The sequence below is a fragment of the Pseudomonas oryzae genome, from assembly GCF_900104805.1.
Classification (GTDB): Bacteria; Pseudomonadota; Gammaproteobacteria; order Pseudomonadales; family Pseudomonadaceae; genus Geopseudomonas; species Geopseudomonas oryzae.
The window spans coordinates 3,069,130-3,090,537 of record NZ_LT629751.1; the positions used below are offsets into that span (position 1 = coordinate 3,069,130).

Sequence of the window (21,408 nt, forward strand, 5' to 3'; positions counted from 1 at the left end):
GGCCCGCCAATGCGGGCAACTGGCCATTAGAGACCGACGGCGGCAATAAATTCCCGCCAGCCGGCCTCTCAGGCGCGGATGAACGGATTTTCGCGCATTTCTTCCCCCAGCGTAGTCTGCGGACCATGGCCTGTGATCACGGTCGCATCCTCGTCGAGGGTGTACAGGCGCTGTCTGATCGAGCGCTCGATGGTCGCGTAGTCGCCGCCCCACAGGTCGGTACGGCCGATGCCGCGGCGGAACAGGGTGTCGCCGGCGATCAGCAGCTTGGCGTCGGCGAACCAGAAGCTCATCGACCCCGGCGTATGCCCCGGGGTGTGCAGCGCCACGCCGCAGCCGCAGGCCAGCTCCTCGTCGTCCTGCAGATACTGGTCGGGCGCCGGCACCGGGGTGTAAGGCACGCCGAACATGCGGCACTGCAGCTCCAGGCTGTCCCACAGGAAACGGTCGTCCTCGTGCAGGTGCAGGGTGGCGCCGGTGCGCTCCTTCATCTGTCCGCTGGCGAGGAAATGATCGAGGTGGGCGTGGGTGTGGACGATGCTGACCAGCTTGAGGCCGTGCTTGTCCAGACGCGCCATGATCAGCTCCGGATCGCCGCCCGGATCGACGACGATCGCCTTCCTGGTCAGCGGATCGCCGATGATGGTGCAGTTGCATTGCAACGGCCCGACGGGAAAGGTTTCGCGGATCAGGGCGGGCTGGGCGGTCATGGACGGGAGCTCCGAAGGGGCAGCGGGCACAATCGGCTTATGGTAGCGCGAAACGGGGCGGGCCAGACCGCGGGGTGCAGCGGCGCTCAGTAGTAATACCAGCGCAGCCCCACCTGCACCTCGCTCTGCGGGGCGGCGCGCTGACTGAAGTAGCGCTCGGCGGACAACCGCAGGCCGAGGTTGTGACCGAGCTCGATCTGCTGCTCGAGCGTCAGGCTGCGGCGCACCTCGCCGCTATGGAAGTAGTCGCCGCGCGCCTCAAGCAGCAGGTTGCCGGCGCGGTTGCGCCACAACAAGCCGGTGTCGAAGCCGGCGGCCGGGCTGAACCAGGCGGCGAAGTCGCGGTTGTGCTCGACGCGCGCGGTGGCCAGGGTAAAGGCCAGCAGGTCGTCGCCGAGCTGCCAGCTCAGACCGCCGCCACCGTTGAGGTGGCCGACCAGCCGCTGCCCGTCGTCCGCTCCGGGCACCCGCTCCAGGCCGCCGGCGATCTGCCAGGACCACGGTCGGAGCAACTGGGTGCGCGGTGTCAGTGAGCGGATGCCGGCGAGGTCGAGCTGCTGCAACTGCCAGTGGTTGCCCTCGTACTGGCGCAGCTTGAGCTGGGCGATCTCGATCTGCGCACCGAGCGGGAAACCGTACAGGTTGTCGGTGAGGTCATGGTAGGCCATGCGCAGGCCATACTCGGCATAGGCGCGGTCTTCGCGGCTGCCGACGGCGAACTGCAGGGTGCGCGAGTCGTGGCCGTCTTCCGGCAGGCCGGGGCGCTCGATGTCCAGGCGGGGCGGCGGATTCCGGTTGATCGCCTGCAACAGGCGGTAGCTGCGCGCGGCGCTGTCCGCATCGCGCTCGGCCCCGGCGACCTGGTAGCGCACCAGGCGGTAGGCGCCGTCCTGAATCAGCGCACGCCGCTGCTCCGGCAGGGTCTCGAAGCCGGCGGCGCCCAGCTGGTCGGCATCGGCCGCCAGCTGCTGCACCCACAGCTGCTCTGCCGGCACCAGCGGCGCGGCGCGGCTCAGCAGCTCGCGCTCGCGGGAGGGCCGGTAGTCGATGCGCTCGACCAGCTCGGCGCGCTTAACCGCGCGCACGGTGTCGGCGGGGATGGCGGTGAGTGGGAACTGGGCGGTCAGGCCGAGGCCCGGACGGGCGATCTCCAGCAGTTCGAGGAGGCGGTAGGAGCAGTTCTCGTCGAAGAAGAAGTAGTCGAACTGGATCTGCTTGAGCTCCCAGACGTGCTCGAGCATACGCCCGGTTTCCTCGGGCGTCAGGTTGAGGCGGTACTCCCACAGGTCGCGGTTTTCCAGGCGGCTGTATTCGCCGATCTTCTCGCGGTACGGCAGCAGGGCGAACAGCCCCGGGTAACCGCCCATCAGGCCCTTCCAGGCATACAGGATGCTGTTGTCCATGCCCTCGATGGTGGCGCCGAAGTTCAGCGCATAGCTGAGTAGCGCAGTGCCGTTGGCGTCGCTGCCGGGTGGGTCGATGCGCAGCAGGGTGTGGCCGAACATCGACGACGGGCTGTTCAGGTAGGCGGCCGGAAACACCAGCACGCTGGAGTGCGGATCGATGTCGGCGTACCAGGCGCGATACTCCGGGCACTCGACCAGCGGCAGGTCGGTGAGCGCCAGGCGCTCGCGCAGCCAACGGGTGCGCGCCGGGTAGATACATTGTGGATGGCGGTCGCCCAGCGCCGGATCGCGATACAGCGCCTCCAGCGTGGCGCTCAGCTCGGCGGCCGGGTCTGTGGCTCCCGTGGCGGCGAGGAAGAACTCGTCGTCGTCGACATAGCTGCGCCACCCGCCGAGCTTGCCGCTCTCGTAATGACCGAGGGACAACCAGTAGGCGTCGCCGGCCAGGGCCGCGAGGCGGGCGGAATCGATCTGCGGGGCGGCCTGCGCGGCGGCGCAGGCGACGGACAGCAACAGCGGGAACAGGCGTCGCAGCATGGACAGTCAACGGCGGGAGAATGCGAAGGTGCCCGCCGCAGCGGGCACCCGGGGAAAGGGGCGGCCGGCGGCCGCCCGCGGGCTCAGGCCTTCCCGGCGTACTGGGCCAGGCGTGCGTCGCGCTTGAGCACGTCCAGGGTGGCGGCATGCACCTGCTCGGCGGTCACGTCGGCAGAGCTGAAGATTTCCGCGAAGTGCTCGTGGGTCACTGCGGCGAAGTGGGCGCGGTCTTCCGGCTTGACGCCGAGCACCACGGCGTAGGTGGTCAGGGCTTCGCCCTCGCCCTTGGCCATGTCCTCGGACAGCTCGGTCATGATGCCGCTGAGCACCAGCATCGACTTGCCGTCATAGGTCAGGGTGCCCTTGGTCGAGCAGCCGTTGGTACCGGAAGTCATGCCGAAGGTGGCGTTGCCGGAGGTGCCGTTGGTCAGAGAGGCGACCAGGTGCGACGGCAGGCCCTTCTGACCTTCGAACAGCATGTTGCCCCAGCCGCAACCCGGGCCGCCCGGGGCTTCGGCGAAGGCGTTGAGGGAGGCGATGGCGAACAGGGAGCCCAGCAGAATCCGTTTCATGTCTTGTCTCTTCTTCACGTGAATGAGCCGGCCGGCATCCACGCCGGCCTGGAACTGAGCTTTTTGTAATAAGGCGGCAATGTCAAGGCGAATGACCGGCACACTGTGCGGCAATTCGCTTCAGAAGCGCAGCCCCAGCTCCAGGCCGATCTGGTCGCGGTCGACCTGGGTGCTGTAGCGGCCACCGGAGTAGTCGGTCCAGTTCAGGCTGACGCTGTAGCTGTCGCGGTAGGCGGCGGCGATGCCCAGGGTAAGCGCCTGGCGCCCCTCGACGAACACCGCCTCGGGCGCGGGCGAATGGCCGTCGACGTCGTGCGCCCAGGACAGGCTCGGCGCGAGGTCGAGACCGGCGAAGGCGCGCGGGTACTCCCAGCGCGCCTGCAGGCTGTAGCCCCAGGCGTCGCGGCTGGTGAAGCCGGCGTTCTCGCAGTAGCGCCCGGTCGCGCCGGCGGGCAGCGCGCAGCCGCCGGCCTGCGGACCGGGGCCGAACAGCGGGTCGCGGCCATGGCGCCCGGCGAGTTCGCCGACGTGGATCCACGCCAGCTCGCCGGTCAGGGTCAGCCGGCTAGCGCCCATCACCCCGTCGAAATGGTGCTCCAGGCTGCTCTGTAGCTGGCTGACCCCCGCCCGCTGCCAGGCGGCCTGCGCCTGGCCGCCGGCCAGAGCGTCGCCGAGCGCGGGCTGCAGCGGCGCATGCGGGCGATGGCTGAGTTCGCCGCGCCAGAGGCTGCCGCCGGCCAGGGTGGTGGCGAAGCTCAGGCCGTACAGGCGGATGCCCTCGGGCCAGGCGAGGAAGTAGCCGTCCGCGTCCAGCCCGGTCAGCGGCAGGCGACTGTGGTACTCGAGCACGTAGGCGGCGAAGTCGGTGTCCAGCGGCGCGTGGTGGTAGCGCAGGGCCAGGCCGTACTGGCCGCCGTCGCCGGGCTCGCGGTCGGCGCCGCGCGGCAGCGGCGCGCCGCCGGGTCGCGCCAGCCGGTCGCAGCCGGCGGCCTGGTAGTCGCCCGGGGCGAGGAAGGTGGCGCAGTCGTCCAGCGTGGTCGGCCGCCATTCCAGCTGGTAGAAGGCCTCCAGGCTCAGCGCGTCGTTCAGCTCCTGCGCGGCGTGCAGCAGGTTGACCGGCAGGCGCCCCTCGCGCAGCGGCGCCGCCGGCTGGCGCCAGATCGCCGCGTCGAACGGGTTGATAGCGTCGATGCCGCCGGGAATCAGCACGCCCTCGCCCCAGAACAGCAGCTGGCGGCCGAGCCGCAGGCTGCCGGGCTGCCCGGCGACGACGTGCTGGCGCCAGACGAACGCCTCGAGTAGCTCGCTGCCGGCGGCCTGCGCGCCGCGCGCGCGGCCGTGGTCGTCGATCGCGGCGAACGACCGCGCCTCGTCCTCGAGTTCGATGTCGTACCAGTAGCGGCCGCTGAGGTACAGGCCGCGCTCGCCCGACTTCAGCTCCAGGCCGTGCCAGCCGCTGAAGCGCTTGCTGAAGGTCTCGCCGCGCTTGAAGTTGAGCCGGCCGTCGTCGCCACTGGCCGCCGGCGCGGTGCCGCCGTTGGCGACGCCGATCAGCTCGCGCGCGGCGCTGTCGGTGGCCCAGCGCGCGCGCAGTGCCAGCTCGCTGTCGAGCTGCCCCTCAAGCGCGCCGAGATTGAACGACACCGCCAGTGCCGGCGAGGCCAGGCTGGCCGCCAGCGAGGCGGCCAGTACCGGCTGGATTGTGCTTGTCGACGCCACCGCGCCTCCCCTTGCTGCTGATCCGCTCCCTGCCGGACGAGGTGCCCGGCGCAGCATTATCGGACAACTGGCCGCGCCGGTGGTTTACCGCGTTCGCGCCTCTTGCAGTCGACCGCCCAAGGTGTAGAGTCGCCTTTAGTGCACCGCAACAAGAACGCCAAGAAAGCGAGGAACTCCCGATGTCCGAGATCGTGATCGTCAGCGCCGCCCGTACCCCGATGGGCGGCTTCCAGGGCAGCCTGTCGCCCCTCAGCGCGCCGCAACTGGGCGCGGTCGCCATCCGCGCCGCGGTGGAGCGCGCCGGCATCGCCGCCGCCGACGTCGACGAGGTGATCATGGGCTGCGTGCTGGCCGCCGGCCTCAGGCAGGGCCCGGCGCGCCAGGCGGCGCTGGACGCCGGCCTGCCGAGCGCCACCGGCTGCACCACCATCAACAAGCTGTGCGGCTCGGGGATGAAGGCGGTGATGCTGGCCCACGACCTGCTCAAGGCCGGCACCAACCGGGTAATGGTCGCCGGCGGCATGGAGAGCATGTCCAACGCGCCCTACGTGCTGGAGAAGGCGCGCAGCGGCCTGCGCATGGGCCACGCCGAGCTCAAGGACCACATGTTCCTCGACGGCCTGGAGGATGCCCGCACTGGCCGGCTGATGGGTTCGTTCGCCCAGGAGACCGCCGACCGCTACGGCCTGACCCGCGAGGCGATGGACGCCTACGCCATCGAGTCGCTGCGCCGCGCCCAGGCCGCCATCGCCAGCGGCGCGCTGGCCGCCGAGATCATTCCGGTCAGCGTGGCCACCCGCAAGGGCGAGGTGCTGGTCAGGGACGACGAGCAGCCGCTGAACGCCACCCCGGAGAAGATCCCCAGCCTCAAGCCGGCGTTCCGCAAGGACGGCAGCATCACCGCCGCCAACTCCAGCTCGATCTCCGACGGCGCCTCGGCGCTGCTGCTGATGACCGCCGAGGAGGCCCGGCGCCGCGGCCTGCAGCCGCTGGCGCGGATCGTCGGCCACGCCACGCAGAGCCAGGAGCCGGGCGAGTTCACCCTCGCGCCGGTCGGTGCGCTGCACAAACTGTTCGCCCGCACCGGCTGGAGCAAGGCCGACGTCGACCTGTTCGAGATCAACGAGGCCTTCGCCATGGTCACCATGCTGGCGATCCGCGAGCACGACCTCGACCCCGCGCGGGTCAACCTGTTCGGCGGCGCCTGCGCCCAGGGCCACCCGATCGGCTCGACCGGCGCGCGGATCATCGTCACCCTGATCAACGCACTGCGCCGCAAGGGCGGCCGGCGCGGCGTCGCCGCGCTGTGCATCGGCGGCGGCGAGGCCACCGCGCTGGCGCTGGAGCTGCTCTGAAGAACAGGTGGGCACGGCGCACCCTGCCCGGCCAGGCCCGGAGGGTGCGCCGTGCCCACCACTGTCTTATCCCACCTCGCTGAGGGCCAGACGCACGCCGAGGGCAATCAGCACAACGCCCATCACCCGGTCGAACCAGTGGCCCAGGCGGGCGAAGCCGGCGCGTACCCGGCTCTGGCTGAACAGCAGCGCCACCGCGCAGAAGAACGCCGCGGTGGCGCCGGCCAGGTAGACGCCATAGCCGGCCTGGATCAGCCGCGGGGTGTGCGGGTCGATCACCACGGTGAACAGCGAGAGGAAGAACAGCGTGGCCTTGGGGTTCAGCGCGTTGGTCAGGAAACCGCTGGCGAAGGCGCCACGGCCGCTGCGCGCGACGCCGTCGGCCAGCGCTTCCAGGACCGCCGGATCGGCCGGCCGGGCGCGCAGGGCGCGGAAGCCGATGTACAGCAGGTAGGCCGCCGCCAGCCACTTGAGGAGGGCGAACAGCAGCAGCGACTGCGAGACGATCAGGCCGATGCCGAGCAGCGAGTAGGCGACGTGCAGGAAGATCCCGCAGCCGACGCCGAGGGCGGTGAAGAGGCCGGCGCGGCGGCCGTGGCTGACGCTCTCGCGGATCACCACGGCGAAGTCCGGGCCGGGGCTGGCCACGGCGAGCAGGTGGACCAGCGCCACGGTGAGAAACTCCGTCCAGTACATTCAGGGCTCCTGGGCAAGGGGGTACGCGGTGTCCGGGCTGCCAGCGCCGGCGCTTTCCGCTAGGCTGCGGCGATGATAGCGCGCCGCTCCCGGCGGCGCCCGCCCAGCCCCCGCAAGGACAGTCCCATGACCCGAGCCGTATTCCTCGACCATCCCTCCCTCGATCTCGGCGACCTCGACCTGGCGCCGCTGCGTGCGCTGTTCGCCGAGCTGGTGCTGCACGAGCAGAGCGCGCCGGAGCAGGTCGCCGAGCGCCTCAGGGGCGCGCAGGTGGCGATCAGCAACAAGGTGAAACTGGACGCCGCCACCTTCGCCGCCTGCCCCGAGCTGAAGCTGGTGCTGATCGCCGCCACCGGCACCAACAACGTCGATCTGGCCGCCGCGCGCGCCCACGGCGTGACCGTGTGCAATTGCCAGGGCTACGGCACTCCCTCGGTGGCCCAGCACACCCTGATGCTGCTGCTCGCCCTGGCCACCCGCCTGCCCGACTACCAGGCGTCGGTGCGCGCCGGGCGCTGGCAGCGGGCCAGTCAGTTCTGCCTGCTGGATTTCCCCATCGTCGAGCTGGAGGGCAAGACCCTCGGCCTGCTCGGCCACGGCGAGCTGGGCAGCGCGGTGGCGCAGCTGGCGCGCGCCTTCGGCATGCGCGTGCTGCTCGGCCTGCTGCCCGGCCGCCCGGCGCTGGACGGTCGCCTGCCGCTGGACGAGCTGCTGCCGCAGGTCGACGCGCTGACCCTGCACTGCCCGCTGACCGCAGAGACCCGCCACCTGATCGGCGCCCGCGAGATCGCCCTGATGAAGCCGACGGCCTTCCTGATCAACACCGCGCGCGGCGGCCTGGTCGACGAGCAGGCGCTGGCCGACGCCCTGCGCGCCGGCCACCTGGGCGGCGCGGCCAGCGACGTGCTCAGCGTCGAGCCGCCCAAGGACGGCAATCCGCTGCTCGCCGCGGACGTGCCGCGGCTGATCGTCACCCCCCACAGCGCCTGGGGCAGCCGCGAGGCGCGCCAGCGCATCGTCGGCCAGTTGGCGGAAAACGCCGCGGCCTTCCTCGCCGGCGCGCCGATGCGGGTGGTGTCGTAACGAATCTCGTAGGGTGGGAAACCGCCGCAGGCGTTTCCCACCATCGGCGGCAACGGGAGAGCGCTGCGCAGCGGCCCCTTGGTGGACAAGACCTGCGGTCGTTGTCCACCCTACGCTGCAGCAGGTTTGCCAGCCGTCCGCGCTTTGCCTAAGCTGCCCGCCCTTTTGTTCCGGAGGTGTCCATGGATCCGCGTAGCGAAGTGCTGTTGCGTCAGGCCGAACTGTTCGCCGGGCCCGTGCTGCTCGCCGGCCTGCCGACCGATGGCCTGCTCAGCGAACTACCCGAGGCGCAGGGCTGGAGCTGGCAGTGGGACGTGCACAGCGCCATCGCGGCGCGCTATCCGGGGCGCTGCCGGTTCGCCACCCAGGTACCGGATGCGCCGTTCGGCGGCGCCGTGCTGTTCCTGCCCAAGTCGCGCGAGCTGACCGACTACCTGCTCGCCGCCCTGGCCGCGCGCCTGCCCGGCGCGCCGCTGTGGCTGGTCGGCGAGAAGCGCGCCGGCATCGAGCGCGCCGCCAGGCAGCTGCAGCCGTTCGGCCGCCCGCGCAAGCTGGACAGCGCGCGGCACTGCCAGCTGTGGCAGGTGACGGTCGACCACGCGCCGGCGGCGCCGCAGCTGGAGGCCCTCGCCCGCCGCTACCCGCTGGCCAGCGCCGACGGCGAGCTGCAGGTGGTCAGCCTGCCCGGGGTGTTCAGCCACGGTCGCCTGGACGTCGGCTCGCGCCTGCTGCTCGAACACCTCGACGGCCTGCCCGAGGGCGCGGTGCTCGACTTCGGCTGCGGCGCCGGGGTGCTCGGCGCCGCCTTGCTGCGCCGCTACCCGGCCAGCCGCCTGCACCTGCTCGACGTCGACGCCTTCGCCCTGGCCAGCAGCCGCCTGACCCTGGCGGCCAACGGCCTGGCCGGCGAAGTCATCGCCGGGCGCGGCATCGCCGATGCGCCGCACGATCTGGCCGCCATCGTCAGCAACCCGCCGTTCCACCAGGGCGTGCACACCGACTACCAGGCCACCGAGCAGCTGCTGCGCGACGCCGCCCTGCACCTGCGCCCCGGCGGCGAGCTGCGCCTGGTGGCCAACAGCTTCCTCAGGTACGCGCCGCTGATCGAGCAGCACCTCGGCCCCTGCACGGTGCTGGCCGAGCGCGACGGCTTCCGCATCTATTCGGCGCGCCGACGCTGAGCCCGTGATGGTGCGCGCGACGCACCGACACCCCGCCGATGCCTTGCCTCTCGCGCCGCCCTTGGGCACAATGCGCGCCGTCCTGAGGGAGTAGTCTGCCGCCGAGCGATTCGGCGGCGTGCGCGTCAACACACTTGGTCCGCAGACCATGGCGCGCACAACCGGCACCGGCCAGCCCGGCGCCACGGTTCGACAAGACTCATGACACTCACAGCCGACCCGGGGCGGGCAGGCCGTGCGTGTCATGCCGTCGTTGTCCCGCCCCTTTGGAATGCCTGATGGAAGCCCTGCAATCCCTGTTCGTCCCCACCGGCCTGGTGGCCCTCGCCGAGATCGGCGACAAGACCCAGCTGCTCGCCCTACTCCTCGCCGCCCGGTTCCGCCGCCCCTGGCCGATCATCTGGGGCATCCTGGTCGCCACCGTCGCCAACCACTTCGCCGCCGGCGCCATCGGCAAGTGGGTCGCCTCGTTCTTCAGCGAAGCCGCGCTGAGCTGGATCCTCGCCGCCTCCTTCCTCGCCGTCGCTGCCTGGATGCTGGTGCCGGACCAGATCGACGAGGAGGAGGAAGCCTCGCACTTCAAGCGCTACGGGCCGTTCCTCACCACCCTGATCGCCTTCTTCATCGCCGAGATGGGCGACAAGACGCAGATCGCCACGGTGATGCTGGCCGCGCAGTACGAGTACTTCTGGCTGGTGGTCGCCGGCACCACCCTGGGCATGCTGATCGCCAACGTGCCGGTGGTGCTGGCCGCGCACTTCTCCGCCGACAAGCTGCCGATGACGCTGATCCACCGCATCTCCGCGCTGTGCTTCGTCGCCCTGGCCGGCTACGCCGCCTGGAACGCGGCCAAGCTGAGCGGCTGGCTCGGCTGAGGCGCGGCAGGCACATGTAGGGGCGAGCCTGCCGCGCGCAGGCATACGGATCGCCAGCAGGCTGGCTCCTGCAGGGAACCGCGTCGCCGTTCCACCTCCGTCCGATAGCCGTCTGCCGACAAACGGCTTACCCTCTCGAAATGTGGGGGATGACAAGGAGTAGAAGAATGTCCCGGCTCACGCGCGTTCCGCTGTTCACCGCCTGGCGCCAGACCCTGCTGGCCGGCTACGGCCCGCAGGCCCTGCGCGGTGACATTCTCGCCGGTCTCACCGTCGGCATCATCGCCATCCCGCTGGCCATGGCGCTGGCCATCGCGGTCGGCGCGCCACCGCAGCACGGCCTGTACACCGTGCTGATCGCCGCGCCCTTGATCGCCCTGACCGGCGGCTCGCGCTTCAACATCTCCGGCCCCACCGCCGCCTTCGTGGTGATCCTGCTGCCGATCGTCCAGCAGCACGGCCTGTCCGGCCTGCTGCTGTGCAGCATGCTCGCCGGGCTGATCCTCATCGCCCTCGGCCTGCTCAAGGCCGGCCGGCTGATCGAGTTCGTGCCCTACCCGGTGACTCTCGGCTTCACCGCCGGCATCGGCGTGGTGATCGCCGGCCTGCAACTCAAGGACGCCCTCGGCCTGACGGTGAGCGGCAGTGCCGCGCACTTCCCCGAGCAGATGTACCACCTGCTGCTCGCCCTGCCCAGCGCGCACGCCGGCGATGCGCTGGTCGCCATCTGCACCCTCGGCGTGCTGATCGCCTGGCCGCGCCTGGTGCCACGGGTGCCCGGCCACCTCGCCGCGCTGGCGGTGGGCAGCCTGCTCGGCCTGCTGCTGGAGCTCGCCGGGCTCGGCGTCGCCACCCTTGGCGAGCGCTTCAGCTACACGGCAGATGGCCTGACCCACCCGGGCATCCCGCCCTACCTGCCGGGTTTCGCCCTGCCCTGGCAGCTGCCGGATGCCGCGCCGCTGAGCCTGGCACTGATCCGCGAGCTGCTCGCCCCGGCGATGGCCATCGCCATGCTCGGCGCCATCGAATCCCTGCTCTGCGCGGTGGTCGCCGACGGCATGAGCGGCAGCAAGCACGACTCCAACGGCGAGCTGATCGGCCAGGGCCTCGGCAACCTGATCGCCCCGCTGTTCGGCGGCATCACCGCCACCGCGGCCATCGCCCGCACCGCCGCCAGCGTGCGCGCCGGGGCCTTCTCGCCGCTGGCGGCGCTCGTCCATGCCGGCGTGGTGCTGGCCGCCATGCTGCTGCTTGCGCCGATCTTCAGCTATCTGCCGATGGCAGCGCTGGCCGCGCTGCTGCTGATGGTGGCGTGGAACATGGCCGAGGCGCCGCACGTGGTCCACACCCTGCGCATCGCGCCGCGCAGCGACGTGCTGGTGCTGCTTACCTGCCTGGTGCTGACCGTGGCCTTCGACATGGTGCTGGCGGTGGGTGCCGGCCTGCTGCTGGCCGCCGGCCTGTTCATCCGCCAGATGAGCGCGCTGACCGACGCGGCGCCGCTGCCGCGCCAGTTCCACCAGGCCCTCGGCGACCTGCCCGAGCACGTCGCCGCCTACGCGATCCGCGGCCCGCTGTTCTTCGGCGCGGCGGAGAAGGCGCTGAACACCCTGCGCCGCTTCACCCCGGGGGTGAAGGTGGTGATCGTCGATCTGAGCGCGGTGCCGCTGCTCGACATGACCGCGCTGGCGGCGCTGGACACCGTGCTGCGCGACTACCGACACCACGGCGTCGGCCTGATCCTCAGCGGCACCAGCTCGCGGGTGCGCCTGCAGCTGCGCCGCGCCGGCATCCACCTGCACAGCCAGCAGCTGGCCTACGTGCACGACCTCGATCAGGCGCGCGGCAAGGCGCTGAGGTGGCTGGAGGAGAAGGGGGAAGCGGCCGTTGCCGCCGAGTCCGCGTAGAGTGGATTAGGCTGCAAGCCGTAATCCACCAACCAGGCGGCAGGCCTGGCATTACCATGCGCGACCTCGCGGTCGCGATGCTGGGTTACGCCGCTGCGCGGCTGACCCACCCTACCAAAGGCCTCACATGCCCTTGACGGCGAAGATCCCCGGCGCGTTGCGCCAGTAGCCCTTGTAGTCCATGCCGTAGCCGAAGATGTAGCGGTCGACGCAGGGCAGGCCGACGTAGCTGGCGTCCATGTCCGGGCGGGCCTTGCGGTCGTGCTCCTTGTCGATCAGCACCGCGGTGTGCACCGCGCTGGCGCCGGCGTGCTTGCAGTAGTCGACGATGGCGGCCAGGGTGTGTCCCTCGTCGAAGATGTCGTCGATGATCAGCACGTCGCGGTCGATCAGCGACATCTCCGGCTTGGCCTTCCAGAACAGCTCGCCGCCGCTGGTTTCGCCGCGGTAGCGGGTGGCGTGCAGGTAGGACAGCTCGAGCGGGAAATCCAGCTGCGGCAGCAGCTTGCCGGCGAAGATCAGCCCGCCGTTCATCACGCAGAACACCAGCGGGTTGCGCTCGGCGAGGTCGCGGTTGATCGCCCCGGCCATACGCGCGATGGCGGCATCCAGCTCCTCGGCGGTGTACAGGCAGTCGGCTTCCGCCATCACCTGGCGGATGTGGGCGAGATCGACGGACATGGACTAGGTCTCCCGGCAAGTGGGCCCGGTGCGGGCAGGCAAAGGGGGCGAAAGGTACTGATCCGCCGACCATCCGGCAAGTCTCGGCGGACGGCCAGCGCGGGGTACTCGGCCAGCGGCGGGCGGATGCTTTACTCTATGCCACCTTGCCCAGTTTCGCCGGAGACCCGCCATGCCAGTGCACGAAATTCGCCACCCGCTGATCCGCCACAAGCTCGGCCTGATGCGCCGCGCCGACATCAGCACGAAGAATTTCCGCGAGCTGGCCCAGGAGCTCGGCGCCCTGCTGACCTACGAGGCCACCCAGGACCTGCCGCTGGAGGACGAGCACATCGAGGGCTGGTGCGGCACGGTCAAGGTCGAGCGCATCGCCGGCAAAAAGATCACCGTGGTGCCGATCCTGCGCGCCGGCATCGGCATGCTCGACGGCGTGCTCAGCCTGATCCCCAGCGCCAAGGTCAGCGTCATCGGCCTGGCGCGCGACGAGGAGACCCTCGAGGCGCAGACCTACCTGGAGAAGCTGGTGCCGGAGATCGACCGCCGCCTGGCGATGATCGTCGATCCGATGCTGGCCACCGGCGGCTCGCTGATCGCCACCATCGACATGCTGAAGAAGGCCGGCTGCAAGGAGATCCGCGCCCTGGTGCTGGTCGCCGCGCCCGAGGGCATCAACGCGGTGGCGGCCGCCCACCCGGAGGTGCGCATCTACACCGCCTCCATCGACGAGCGTCTCAACGAGCACGGCTACATCATCCCCGGCCTCGGCGACGCCGGCGACAAGATCTTCGGCACCAAGCAGAAGGACGCCTGAGCATGGCCAACCCGCCCATCGCGCCGGCGGCCGAGCCGACCTGGCGCCAGGCGCTGGCCGGCGCGCAGATGCTGTTCGTGGCCTTCGGCGCGCTGGTGCTGATGCCGCTGATCACCGGTCTGGATCCCAATGTCGCGCTGTTCACCGCCGGCCTCGGCACCCTGGTGTTCCACCTCGTCACCGGCGGTCGGGTGCCGGTGTTCCTCGCCTCCAGCTTCGCCTTCATCGCGCCGATCCTCGCCGCCAAGGGCGAGTTCGGCCTGCCGGCGACCATGGGCGGGCTGGCCGCGTCGGGGGTGATGTACATGCTGCTGGCCGGCGCGGTGCGCCTGAAGGGCACCGGCTTCATCGACCGCCTGCTGCCGCCGGTGGTGATCGGCCCGGTGATCATGGCCATCGGCCTGGGCCTGGCGCCGGTGGCGGCGAACATGGCGATGGGCAAGTCCGGCGACGGCAGCAGCGTGCTGGTGCCCTACGCCACCGCGCTGTGGATCTCCCTGCCGGCGCTGGCCACCACGCTGATCGTCGCGGTGCTCGGTCGCGGCCTGCTGCGGCTGATCCCGATCCTGTTCGGCGTCGCGGTCGGCTACGCCATGGCCTTCCTGCTCGGCGCGGTCGACACCGCCGGCGTCGCCGCGGCGCCCTGGCTGGCGATGCCGGCCTTCGTCGCCCCGGAGCTGCACTGGGGCGCCATCCTGTTCATGCTGCCGGTGGCCATCGCCCCGGCCATCGAGCACATCGGCGACGTGCTGGCGATCGGCAGCGTGACCGGCAAGAACTACCTGCAGAAGCCCGGCCTGCACCGCACCCTGCTCGGCGACGGCCTGGCCACCAGCGGCGCCGCGCTGCTCGGCGGGCCGCCCAACACCACCTACTCGGAGGTGACCGGCGCGGTGATGCTGACCCGCAACTTCAACCCGCGGATCATGCTGTGGGCGGCGATCATCGCCATCGTGCTGGCCTTCGTCGGCAAGTTCGGCGCCGCGCTGCAGAGCATCCCGGTGCCGGTGATGGGCGGCATCCTCTGCCTGCTGTTCGGCTCCATCGCGGTGGTCGGCATGAACACCCTGATCCGCAACCAGATCGACCTGTCCGAGCCGCGCAACCTGGTGATAGTCGCGGTGACCCTGGTGTTCGGCATCGGCGGCATGGTGATCGGCGACAGCGGCATGGGCCTCAAGGGCATCTCGCTATGCGGTATCGTGGCGATCCTGCTCAACCTGCTGCTGCCCGGCGCGGGCGGCTGGCACATCAAGGCACTCGATGGACAAGACGCGAAACATGACTGACGCAAGCCGCCCCACCCACAAGCCGCGCCCGCTGATCGACCTGGCGGTGAGCATCCTGCTGCCCTCGGCGGTGCTGATGAAGCTGAGCAGCCCCGAGCGCCTAGGCGCCGACGGCGCGCTGCTGCTGGCGCTGGCCTTCCCGCTGGGCTGGGGCGCCTTCGAGCTGCTGCGCTACCGCAAGTTCAACTTCATCGCCCTGCTCGGCCTGGTCAGCGTGCTGCTCACCGGCGGCATCGGCCTGCTGCAGCTGGACAGCCGCTGGCTGGCGGTCAAGGAAGCGACCATCCCCGGCATCATCGGCCTGGCCGTGCTGTTCTCCACGCGCACCAGCAAGCCGCTGATCTACAGCCTGCTGTACAACCCCAGCGTGCTCGACGTCGAGCGCATCCAGCGGCAGCTGGCGGCGCACGGGCAGACCGCCGCCTTCGAGCGCCGCCTGCTCAACGCCACCTACTGGCTGAGCGCCACCTTCTTCTTCTCGGCGGCGATGAACTACATCCTCGCCCGCTGGCTGGTCACCAGCCCGGCCGGCAGCGAGGCGTTCAACGCCGAGCTGGCGCACATGAACCTGCTCAGCTACCCGATGATCGCCATCCCCTCGATGCTGATGCTGCTGGCGATCCTCTACTACCTGTGGCGCACCATCCACGACCTCACCGGGCTGAGCCTGGAGGAGATCATGGCGGCGCAGCACCGCGACAAGCACTGAGCGGCGGGAAAGAAATGACCGAGCGGCGCCCATTCGGCGCCGCTCTCGCATAGAATGCGCGGCCGTTTTTCCCGGAGCCGCTCCCATGACCCTCGCCTCGCCCGCCCGCGCCTGCGGCATCGACTTCGGCACCTCCAACTCCACCGTCGGCTGGCTGCGTCCCGGCGCCAGCAACCTGATCGCCCTGGAGGACGGCAAGGACACCCTGCCCTCGGTGCTGTTCTTCAACTTCGAGGAGCAGCGTCCGGCCTTCGGCCGCCAGGCCCTCGGCGAGTATCTGGACGGCTACGAGGGGCGCCTGATGCGCTCGCTGAAGAGCCTGCTCGGCTCGCCGCTGCTCAGCAGCGCCACCACCGTGCTGGGCAGCGCGCTGCCGTTCACCCAGATCCTCGGCCTGTTCCTCGGCGAACTGAAGCAGCGCGCCGAGGCCGCCGCCGGCCGCGAGTTCGAGCAGGTGGTGCTCGGCCGTCCGGTGTTCTTCGTCGACGACGACCCGGCCGCCGACCGCGAGGCCGCCGACACCCTGATCGAGGTCGCCCGCACGCTGGGCTTCAAGGACATCTCCTTCCAGTACGAGCCGATCGCCGCGGCCTTCGACTACGAGGCCGGCATCGACCGCGAGGAGCTGGTGCTGATCGTCGACATCGGCGGCGGCACCTCGGACTTCTCGCTGGTGCGCCTGTCGCCCGCGCGCCGCGTCCTGGCCGAGCGCCAGGCCGACATCCTCGCCACCGGCGGCGTGCACATCGGCGGCACCGACTTCGACCGCCAGCTCAGCCTGGCCGGGGTGATGCCGCTGTTCGGCTACGGCAGCCGGATGAAGAGCGACGCGCTGATGCCGACCAGCCACCACATCAACCTGGCCACCTGGCACACCATCAACGCGGTGTACGCACAGAAGTCGCGGATCGCCCTGGAGAACATGCGCTACGACATCCAGGATCCGACCGGCATCGACCGCATGCTGCGCCTGATCGAGCAGCGTGCCGGCCACTGGCTGGCCATCGAGGTGGAGGACAGCAAGATCGCCCTGACCGAGCAGGAGAGCCGCAGCATCGACTTTTCGCGCATCGAGGCGGGCCTGGCCGCCACCCTGACCCGGCCGCTGTTCGAGGAGGCCATCGCCGGCTCGCTCGAGCGCATCAATGCCAGCATCGAGCAGCTGCTGAGCGATGCCGGGGTCCGTGCCGAGGAAGTCGACACGCTGTTCTTCACCGGCGGCTCGAGCGGCATCCCGGCCCTGCGCCAGCACGTCGCCACGCGCCTGCCCAACGCCCGTGCGGTGGAAGGCAACCGCTTCGGCGGCATCGGCAGCGGCCTGGCCATCGAGGCCGGCAAGCGCTACGGCTGAGCCGCCGGGCGGCTGGGCTTGGGAATGCAAACCATCTAGAATGTGACTGCCGTCACATGGCAGGCGCCGCGTCCAGCGCGGCCCGCCGCTGACGGTTCGGCGCGGCCGGTCGCGCGCGAAATCCCGTCCCGGCCGCAGTTCAGGGACCGGAATCCCAGGTACAGGGCGTACGCTGCATGGCGATGAACGACAACAACCTCATGCGTCTGCAGCTGTTCGGCATGCTGGCGCTGGTGTTCGTGCTCACCCTGGCGCTGGGCGGTTACCTCACCGTGCAGCAGTCGCGCAGCTTCCGCGCGCAAAGCGCCACCCTGGAGGCCGCCGCCCTCGACGAGCAGGCCGCGCTGCTCGAGTCCTCGCTGAGCACCCTGCACGACCAGCTCGATCTGCTGCGCGACAGCGCCGAGCAGGTGCTGCGCCGCAAGGTCCGCGAGCAGGTCGACGATGCCGTGCAGCTCGCCCGGGCCATCTACCGCAACGAGCACGGCCGCCGCCCGGACGGCGAGGTACGCCGGCTGATCGTGGAGAGCCTGCGGCCGCTGCGTTTCTTCGACGGCAACGGCTACTTCTTCATCGACGACCTGGCCGGCAACTGCGTGCTGCTGCCGATCAGCCCCGAGCGCGAGGGCACCTCGCTGCTCGACAACCGCGACGCCGATGGCCGCTACGTCATGCGCGACCTGCTGGCCGCGGTGAGTAACCCGAGCCGGCGCGGCTTCACCCGCTACCGCTGGTACCGGCCGGGCTACGATCGCGAAATGGCGGAGAAGATCGCCTATGTGCGGGTGTTCGAGCCTTTCGGCTGGCTGATCGGCACCGGCGAATACCTCTACAAGATCGAGGAAGAGCTGCAGCAGCAGGCCCTGCGCCAGCTGCGCGCCACGCGCATTGGCAAGAACGGCTACGTCGCCGTCATCCATCGCGACGGTCGGGTGCTGCTGTCACCGAGCAACCCGAGCGCCGAGGGGCGCCACGTGGACGAGTTGCCGGAGGACGAACGCGCGGTGATCCACAGCATCCTCGAGACCAGCCGCCAGGGCGGCGGCCTGACCCGCTACCACTGGCGCAGCCTCACCGCCCCCGATCTGGAGAGCAAGCTGTCGCTGGTCAGCAACCTCGACGAGTGGGGCTGGATCCTGGTCAGCGGCGTGTACATCGACGATCTGCAGGCCGACCTGGCGCAGCGCCGGCGCGAGCTGGAACGCAGCCTGCACGAGGGCTACCGCACCACCGCCCTGGCCCTGGTGCTGGTGATGCTGCTCGCCCTGCTTCTCGCCTTCGGCCTGTCGCGCTGGCTGAGCCACCGCTTCACCCGCTACCAGCGCGACATCGACGCCGGCCACGCGCACCTGCGCCGCTGGGCCGAGTCCGACCCGCTGACCCAGTTGCCCAACCGCACCAGCCTGCGCGCCCGCCTCGACGAGGCCATCGTCTACGCCGAACGCGACGGCCTGAGCTTCGCCCTGCTGTTCATCGATCTCGACCGTTTCAAGAACATCAACGACTCGCTCGGCCATGCCGTCGGCGACGAACTGCTGATCCAGGTGGCGCAGCGGCTGAGCGCCGCCCTGCGCATCAGCGACACGGTCAGCCGTCTGGGTGGCGACGAGTTCGTCGTGCTGCTGGAGAACCTCACCAGCAGCAACCAGGCGGCGCAGGTGGCCAGCGCCCTGCTGCAGGCCAGCAGCGGCCTGTACAGCGTCGGCGGGCGCGAGCTGGCGATCACCATGAGCATCGGCATCGCCATGTTCCCCGCCGACGGCCGCGACGGCGAAACCCTGCTGAAGAACGCCGACGCCGCCATGTACCATGCCAAGTCGACCGGGCGGAACAACTTCCAGTTCTTCGCCGCAGCGATGAACACCCGGGTCAGCGAGCACCTGGAGCTGGAAAACGCCTTGCGCCAGGCGCTGGCGCGCGGCGAGATCAGCCTGCACTACCAGCCGCTGGTCGACCTCACCAGCGGCGAGCTGAGCGGCTGCGAGGCGCTGATGCGCTGGCATAGCCCGACCCTCGGTCAGGTGCCGCCGGACAAGTTCATCCCCATCGCCGAGGACAGCGGCCTGATCCTCGGCCTCGGCGAGTGGGCGCTCAACGAGGCCTGCCGCCAGGTCGCGGCCTGGATCGCCGAGGGTCTGCCCCCCCTGCCGGTATCGGTGAACGTGTCGGCGGTGCAGTTCCGCCACGGCGACCTCGCCCGGCAGGTCGAGGACGCCCTGCAGCGCAGCGGCCTGCCCGCCCACCTGCTGGAGCTGGAGCTGACCGAAAGCGTGCTGGCGGAGAACCGCGCCCAGGTCGGCCACACCCTGCACAGCCTCAAGCGCCTGGGCGTGCGCCTGGCGATGGACGACTTCGGCACCGGCTACTCGTCGCTGAGCTACCTCAAGCACTTCAAGCTCGACACGCTGAAGATCGATCGCTCGTTCGTCAGCGGCCTGCCGCGGGACAGGGATGCCACGGCGCTGACCACCGCGATCATCGGCATGGCCCGCGCGCTGGGCATGACCTGCATCGCCGAGGGCATCGAGACCGCCGCGCAGCGCGAGTTCCTGCGCCAGCAGGACTGCGCGCGCGGCCAGGGCTACTTCTTCTCGCGGCCGCTGTCGGCCGAAGCGCTGGGCGCGCTGCTGGCCAGCCGCCGCGCGGATGACCCGGCGGCCGGCGGGACTACCTCGCTCAGTACCTGATGAAGTGTTCGCGGTAGTGGCGCAGCTCGGCGATGGAGTCGCGGATGTCGTCCAGCGCCAGGTGGCTGCTGTTCTTCTTGAAGGACTCCCTGACCGCCGGCGCCCAGCGCGCGGCCAGCTCCTTGAGGGTGGAGACGTCGATGTTGCGGTAGTGGAAGAAGGCCTCCAGCCGCGGCATGTAGCGCACCAGGAAACGGCGGTCCTGGCCGATGCTGTTGCCGCACATCGGCGACACGCCTTCCGGCACCCACTGGCGGAGGAACTCGAGGGTCAGCCGCTCGGCCTCGGCCTCGTCGAGGCGGCTGTCGCGCACCCGCTGGGTCAACCCGCTCTTGCCGTGCTGCTCGATGCACCAGGCATTCATGTTGGCCAGCACCTCGTCGCTCTGGTGGATCACCAGGCTCGGCCCCTCGGCCAGCACGTTGAGCTGCGAGTCGGTGACTATGGTTGCCATCTCCAGGATGACGTCGGTGTCCGGCTCCAGACCGGTCATTTCCAGGTCGATCCAGATCAGGTTCTGCGGGTTCTGCATGGCGGGGATCCTCGGTTGGTCCGCGCATTCTAGCAGGCCGCGGGCGGCCTCCTGCGGCGCCCTGGCGTGCTAGACTCGCCGCCGAATTCATCCACGGAAGCATCATGGCCAAACGCCAACTGACCCGCCGGCAGAGCTGGCGCATCGAGAAGATCCAGGAGGAGCGCGCCGCCCGCGCCGCCAAGCGCGAATCGCGCGCGGTGGAGGAGCTGGAAGGCGGCGACCTCGGTGCCGAACAGAACGGCCTGGTGATCGCCCACTTCGGCGTGCAGGTCGAGGTCGAGGCGCTCGACGGCGAGCTGGCCGGCCAGGTATTCCGCTGCCATCTGCGCGCCAACCTGCCACCCCTGGTCACCGGCGACCGCGTGGTCTGGCGGGCGGGCAACCAGGGCATCGGCGTGATCGTCGCGCAGCTGCCGCGCGCGTCCGAGCTGTGCCGCCCGGACATGCGCGGCGTGCTCAAGCCGGTGGCGGCCAACGTCGACCAGATCGTCATCGTCTTCGCCCCGCTGCCCGAGCCGCACGCCAACCTGATCGACCGCTACCTGATCGCCGCCGATCACGCCGGCATCCAGCCGCTGCTGCTGATGAACAAGGCCGACCTGATCGACGAGCACAACGCCGCCCGTCTCGACGCCCTGCTGGATGTCTACCGCGCCCTCGGCTACCCGCTGCTGGAGGTCTCCGCGCACAACGGCAACGCCCTGGACGAGCTGCGCGCCCGCCTCGACGGGCGGATCAGCGTGTTCGTCGGTCAGTCCGGGGTCGGCAAGTCGTCGCTGGTCAACACCCTGCTGCCCGGCGTCGACCTGCGCGTCGGCGCGCTGTCCGAGCTGACCGGCAAGGGCACCCACACCACCACCACCGCGCGGCTGTTCCACTTCCCCGGCGGCGGCGACCTGATCGACTCGCCCGGCATCCGCGAGTTCAGCCTCGGCCACGTCACCCGTGCCGACGTCGAGGATGGCTTCATCGAGTTCCGCGAGCTGCTCGGCCGCTGCCGCTTCCGCGACTGCCAGCACGACCGCGAGCCCGGCTGCGCCCTGCTCGGCGCGCTCGCAGAAGGCCGCATCCATCCGCAGCGCCTGGCCAGCTACCGGCACATCATCGCCAGCCTGCCCAAGGACGAGTATTGAGCAGGAGTCCTGCGTAGGCTGGACAACGGCGCAGCCTTGTCCTCCATGGTCAGGCTCACTACTGCCGGTTTTGCGCAACAGCCAGTCCTGCGTAGGGTAGAAAACCCGCGCAGCGGTTTTCTACCGACTCACGCCGCAGCCTGACTGGTGGACAAGCGCTGCGCGCGTTGT

At 70.3% G+C, this 21,408-nt stretch carries 18 protein-coding genes; 11 read left to right on the forward strand and 7 right to left on the reverse strand.

The genetic code is table 11. From position 1 onward, the window contains the following. Positions 1 to 68: 68 nt before the first annotated feature. From BLT78_RS13865 to BLT78_RS13880, 4 genes are all read right to left on the reverse strand, one after another. Positions 69 to 710, reverse strand: a complete 642-nt coding sequence (locus BLT78_RS13865) for an MBL fold metallo-hydrolase (RefSeq protein ID WP_090349526.1) — start codon at positions 708 to 710, stop codon at positions 69 to 71. A gap of 86 nt (positions 711 to 796) precedes the next feature. Continuing rightward, complete coding sequence (locus BLT78_RS13870) at positions 797 to 2,653, reverse strand: Lnb N-terminal periplasmic domain-containing protein (protein WP_090349527.1); 1,857 nt, start codon at positions 2,651 to 2,653, stop codon at positions 797 to 799. An 83-nt stretch (positions 2,654 to 2,736) separates the two neighbouring features. Continuing rightward, positions 2,737 to 3,225 carry a DUF3015 domain-containing protein gene (locus BLT78_RS13875; RefSeq protein WP_090349528.1) on the reverse strand — a complete coding sequence of 163 codons (489 nt, stop codon included), beginning with the start codon at positions 3,223 to 3,225 and terminating at the stop codon, positions 2,737 to 2,739. 120 nt (positions 3,226 to 3,345) lie between these two features. Beyond that, positions 3,346 to 4,944 carry a DUF1302 domain-containing protein gene (locus tag BLT78_RS13880; RefSeq protein ID WP_231975631.1) on the reverse strand — a complete coding sequence of 533 codons (1,599 nt, stop codon included), beginning with the start codon at positions 4,942 to 4,944 and terminating at the stop codon, positions 3,346 to 3,348. A gap of 179 nt (positions 4,945 to 5,123) precedes the next feature. Between BLT78_RS13880 and BLT78_RS13885 the strand changes: the two genes are divergently transcribed. Further along, positions 5,124 to 6,299: an acetyl-CoA C-acyltransferase gene (locus BLT78_RS13885; protein WP_090349530.1), complete on the forward strand. Its 1,176-nt coding sequence runs from the start codon at positions 5,124 to 5,126 to the stop codon at positions 6,297 to 6,299. Positions 6,300 to 6,365: 66 nt separating this feature from the next. Here BLT78_RS13885 and BLT78_RS13890 read toward each other — a convergent pair whose 3' ends face one another. Next, positions 6,366 to 6,995, reverse strand: coding sequence for a LysE family translocator (locus tag BLT78_RS13890; protein ID WP_090349531.1), 630 nt, complete (start codon positions 6,993 to 6,995; stop codon positions 6,366 to 6,368). Between the two features lie 126 nt (positions 6,996 to 7,121). Here BLT78_RS13890 and BLT78_RS13895 point away from each other — a divergent pair, with 126 nt between their 5' ends. The 4 genes from BLT78_RS13895 to dauA all read left to right on the forward strand — a co-directional run bounded on the left by BLT78_RS13895 (position 7,122) and on the right by dauA (position 12,041). After that, entirely contained in the window at positions 7,122 to 8,078 is a 957-nt protein-coding gene (locus tag BLT78_RS13895; protein WP_090349532.1) for a 2-hydroxyacid dehydrogenase, read from the forward strand. A 182-nt stretch (positions 8,079 to 8,260) separates the two neighbouring features. Beyond that, a complete protein-coding gene (locus BLT78_RS13900; RefSeq protein ID WP_090349533.1) occupies positions 8,261 to 9,259 on the forward strand; it encodes a class I SAM-dependent methyltransferase in 999 nt (332 codons plus the stop codon). A gap of 287 nt (positions 9,260 to 9,546) precedes the next feature. Continuing rightward, positions 9,547 to 10,134 (forward strand): TMEM165/GDT1 family protein, encoded by a 588-nt coding sequence (locus tag BLT78_RS13905; RefSeq protein ID WP_090352322.1) that lies wholly within the window; start codon positions 9,547 to 9,549, stop codon positions 10,132 to 10,134. Positions 10,135 to 10,301: 167 nt separating this feature from the next. Then, positions 10,302 to 12,041, forward strand: coding sequence for a C4-dicarboxylic acid transporter DauA (dauA, locus tag BLT78_RS13910; protein ID WP_090349534.1), 1,740 nt, complete (start codon positions 10,302 to 10,304; stop codon positions 12,039 to 12,041). A 123-nt stretch (positions 12,042 to 12,164) separates the two neighbouring features. On the opposite strand, the gene BLT78_RS13915 is transcribed toward dauA, so the two are convergent. Further along, positions 12,165 to 12,722: a hypoxanthine-guanine phosphoribosyltransferase gene (locus BLT78_RS13915; protein ID WP_090349535.1), complete on the reverse strand. Its 558-nt coding sequence runs from the start codon at positions 12,720 to 12,722 to the stop codon at positions 12,165 to 12,167. A 172-nt stretch (positions 12,723 to 12,894) separates the two neighbouring features. On the opposite strand from BLT78_RS13915, the gene upp reads away from it, so the two are divergent. From upp to BLT78_RS13940, 5 genes are all read left to right on the forward strand, one after another. After that, on the forward strand, positions 12,895 to 13,533 hold the full coding sequence (gene upp, locus BLT78_RS13920; RefSeq protein ID WP_090349536.1) for a uracil phosphoribosyltransferase: 639 nt from the start codon (positions 12,895 to 12,897) through the stop codon (positions 13,531 to 13,533). A 2-nt stretch (positions 13,534 to 13,535) separates the two neighbouring features. Next, positions 13,536 to 14,822 (forward strand): uracil-xanthine permease family protein, encoded by a 1,287-nt coding sequence (locus tag BLT78_RS13925; RefSeq protein WP_090349537.1) that lies wholly within the window; start codon positions 13,536 to 13,538, stop codon positions 14,820 to 14,822. Further along, the gene (locus BLT78_RS13930; protein WP_090349538.1) at positions 14,815 to 15,531 is read left to right on the forward strand and encodes a VC0807 family protein; all 717 of its coding nucleotides are present in this window, start codon (positions 14,815 to 14,817) and stop codon (positions 15,529 to 15,531) included. Before BLT78_RS13925 ends, BLT78_RS13930 begins: the two co-directional genes overlap by 8 nt. Before the next feature lie 85 nt (positions 15,532 to 15,616). Beyond that, positions 15,617 to 16,882 (forward strand): Hsp70 family protein, encoded by a 1,266-nt coding sequence (locus BLT78_RS13935; protein WP_090349539.1) that lies wholly within the window; start codon positions 15,617 to 15,619, stop codon positions 16,880 to 16,882. A gap of 176 nt (positions 16,883 to 17,058) precedes the next feature. After that, the gene (locus BLT78_RS13940; RefSeq protein ID WP_090349540.1) at positions 17,059 to 19,569 is read left to right on the forward strand and encodes an EAL domain-containing protein; all 2,511 of its coding nucleotides are present in this window, start codon (positions 17,059 to 17,061) and stop codon (positions 19,567 to 19,569) included. On the opposite strand, the gene orn is transcribed toward BLT78_RS13940, so the two are convergent. Continuing rightward, positions 19,559 to 20,101: an oligoribonuclease gene (gene orn / locus BLT78_RS13945; protein WP_090349541.1), complete on the reverse strand. Its 543-nt coding sequence runs from the start codon at positions 20,099 to 20,101 to the stop codon at positions 19,559 to 19,561. The two genes, BLT78_RS13940 and orn, sit on opposite strands and share 11 nt — an antisense overlap. A gap of 104 nt (positions 20,102 to 20,205) precedes the next feature. On the opposite strand from orn, the gene rsgA reads away from it, so the two are divergent. Continuing rightward, positions 20,206 to 21,237, forward strand: coding sequence for a small ribosomal subunit biogenesis GTPase RsgA (rsgA, locus tag BLT78_RS13950; RefSeq protein ID WP_090349542.1), 1,032 nt, complete (start codon positions 20,206 to 20,208; stop codon positions 21,235 to 21,237). Positions 21,238 to 21,408 lie beyond the last annotated feature (171 nt).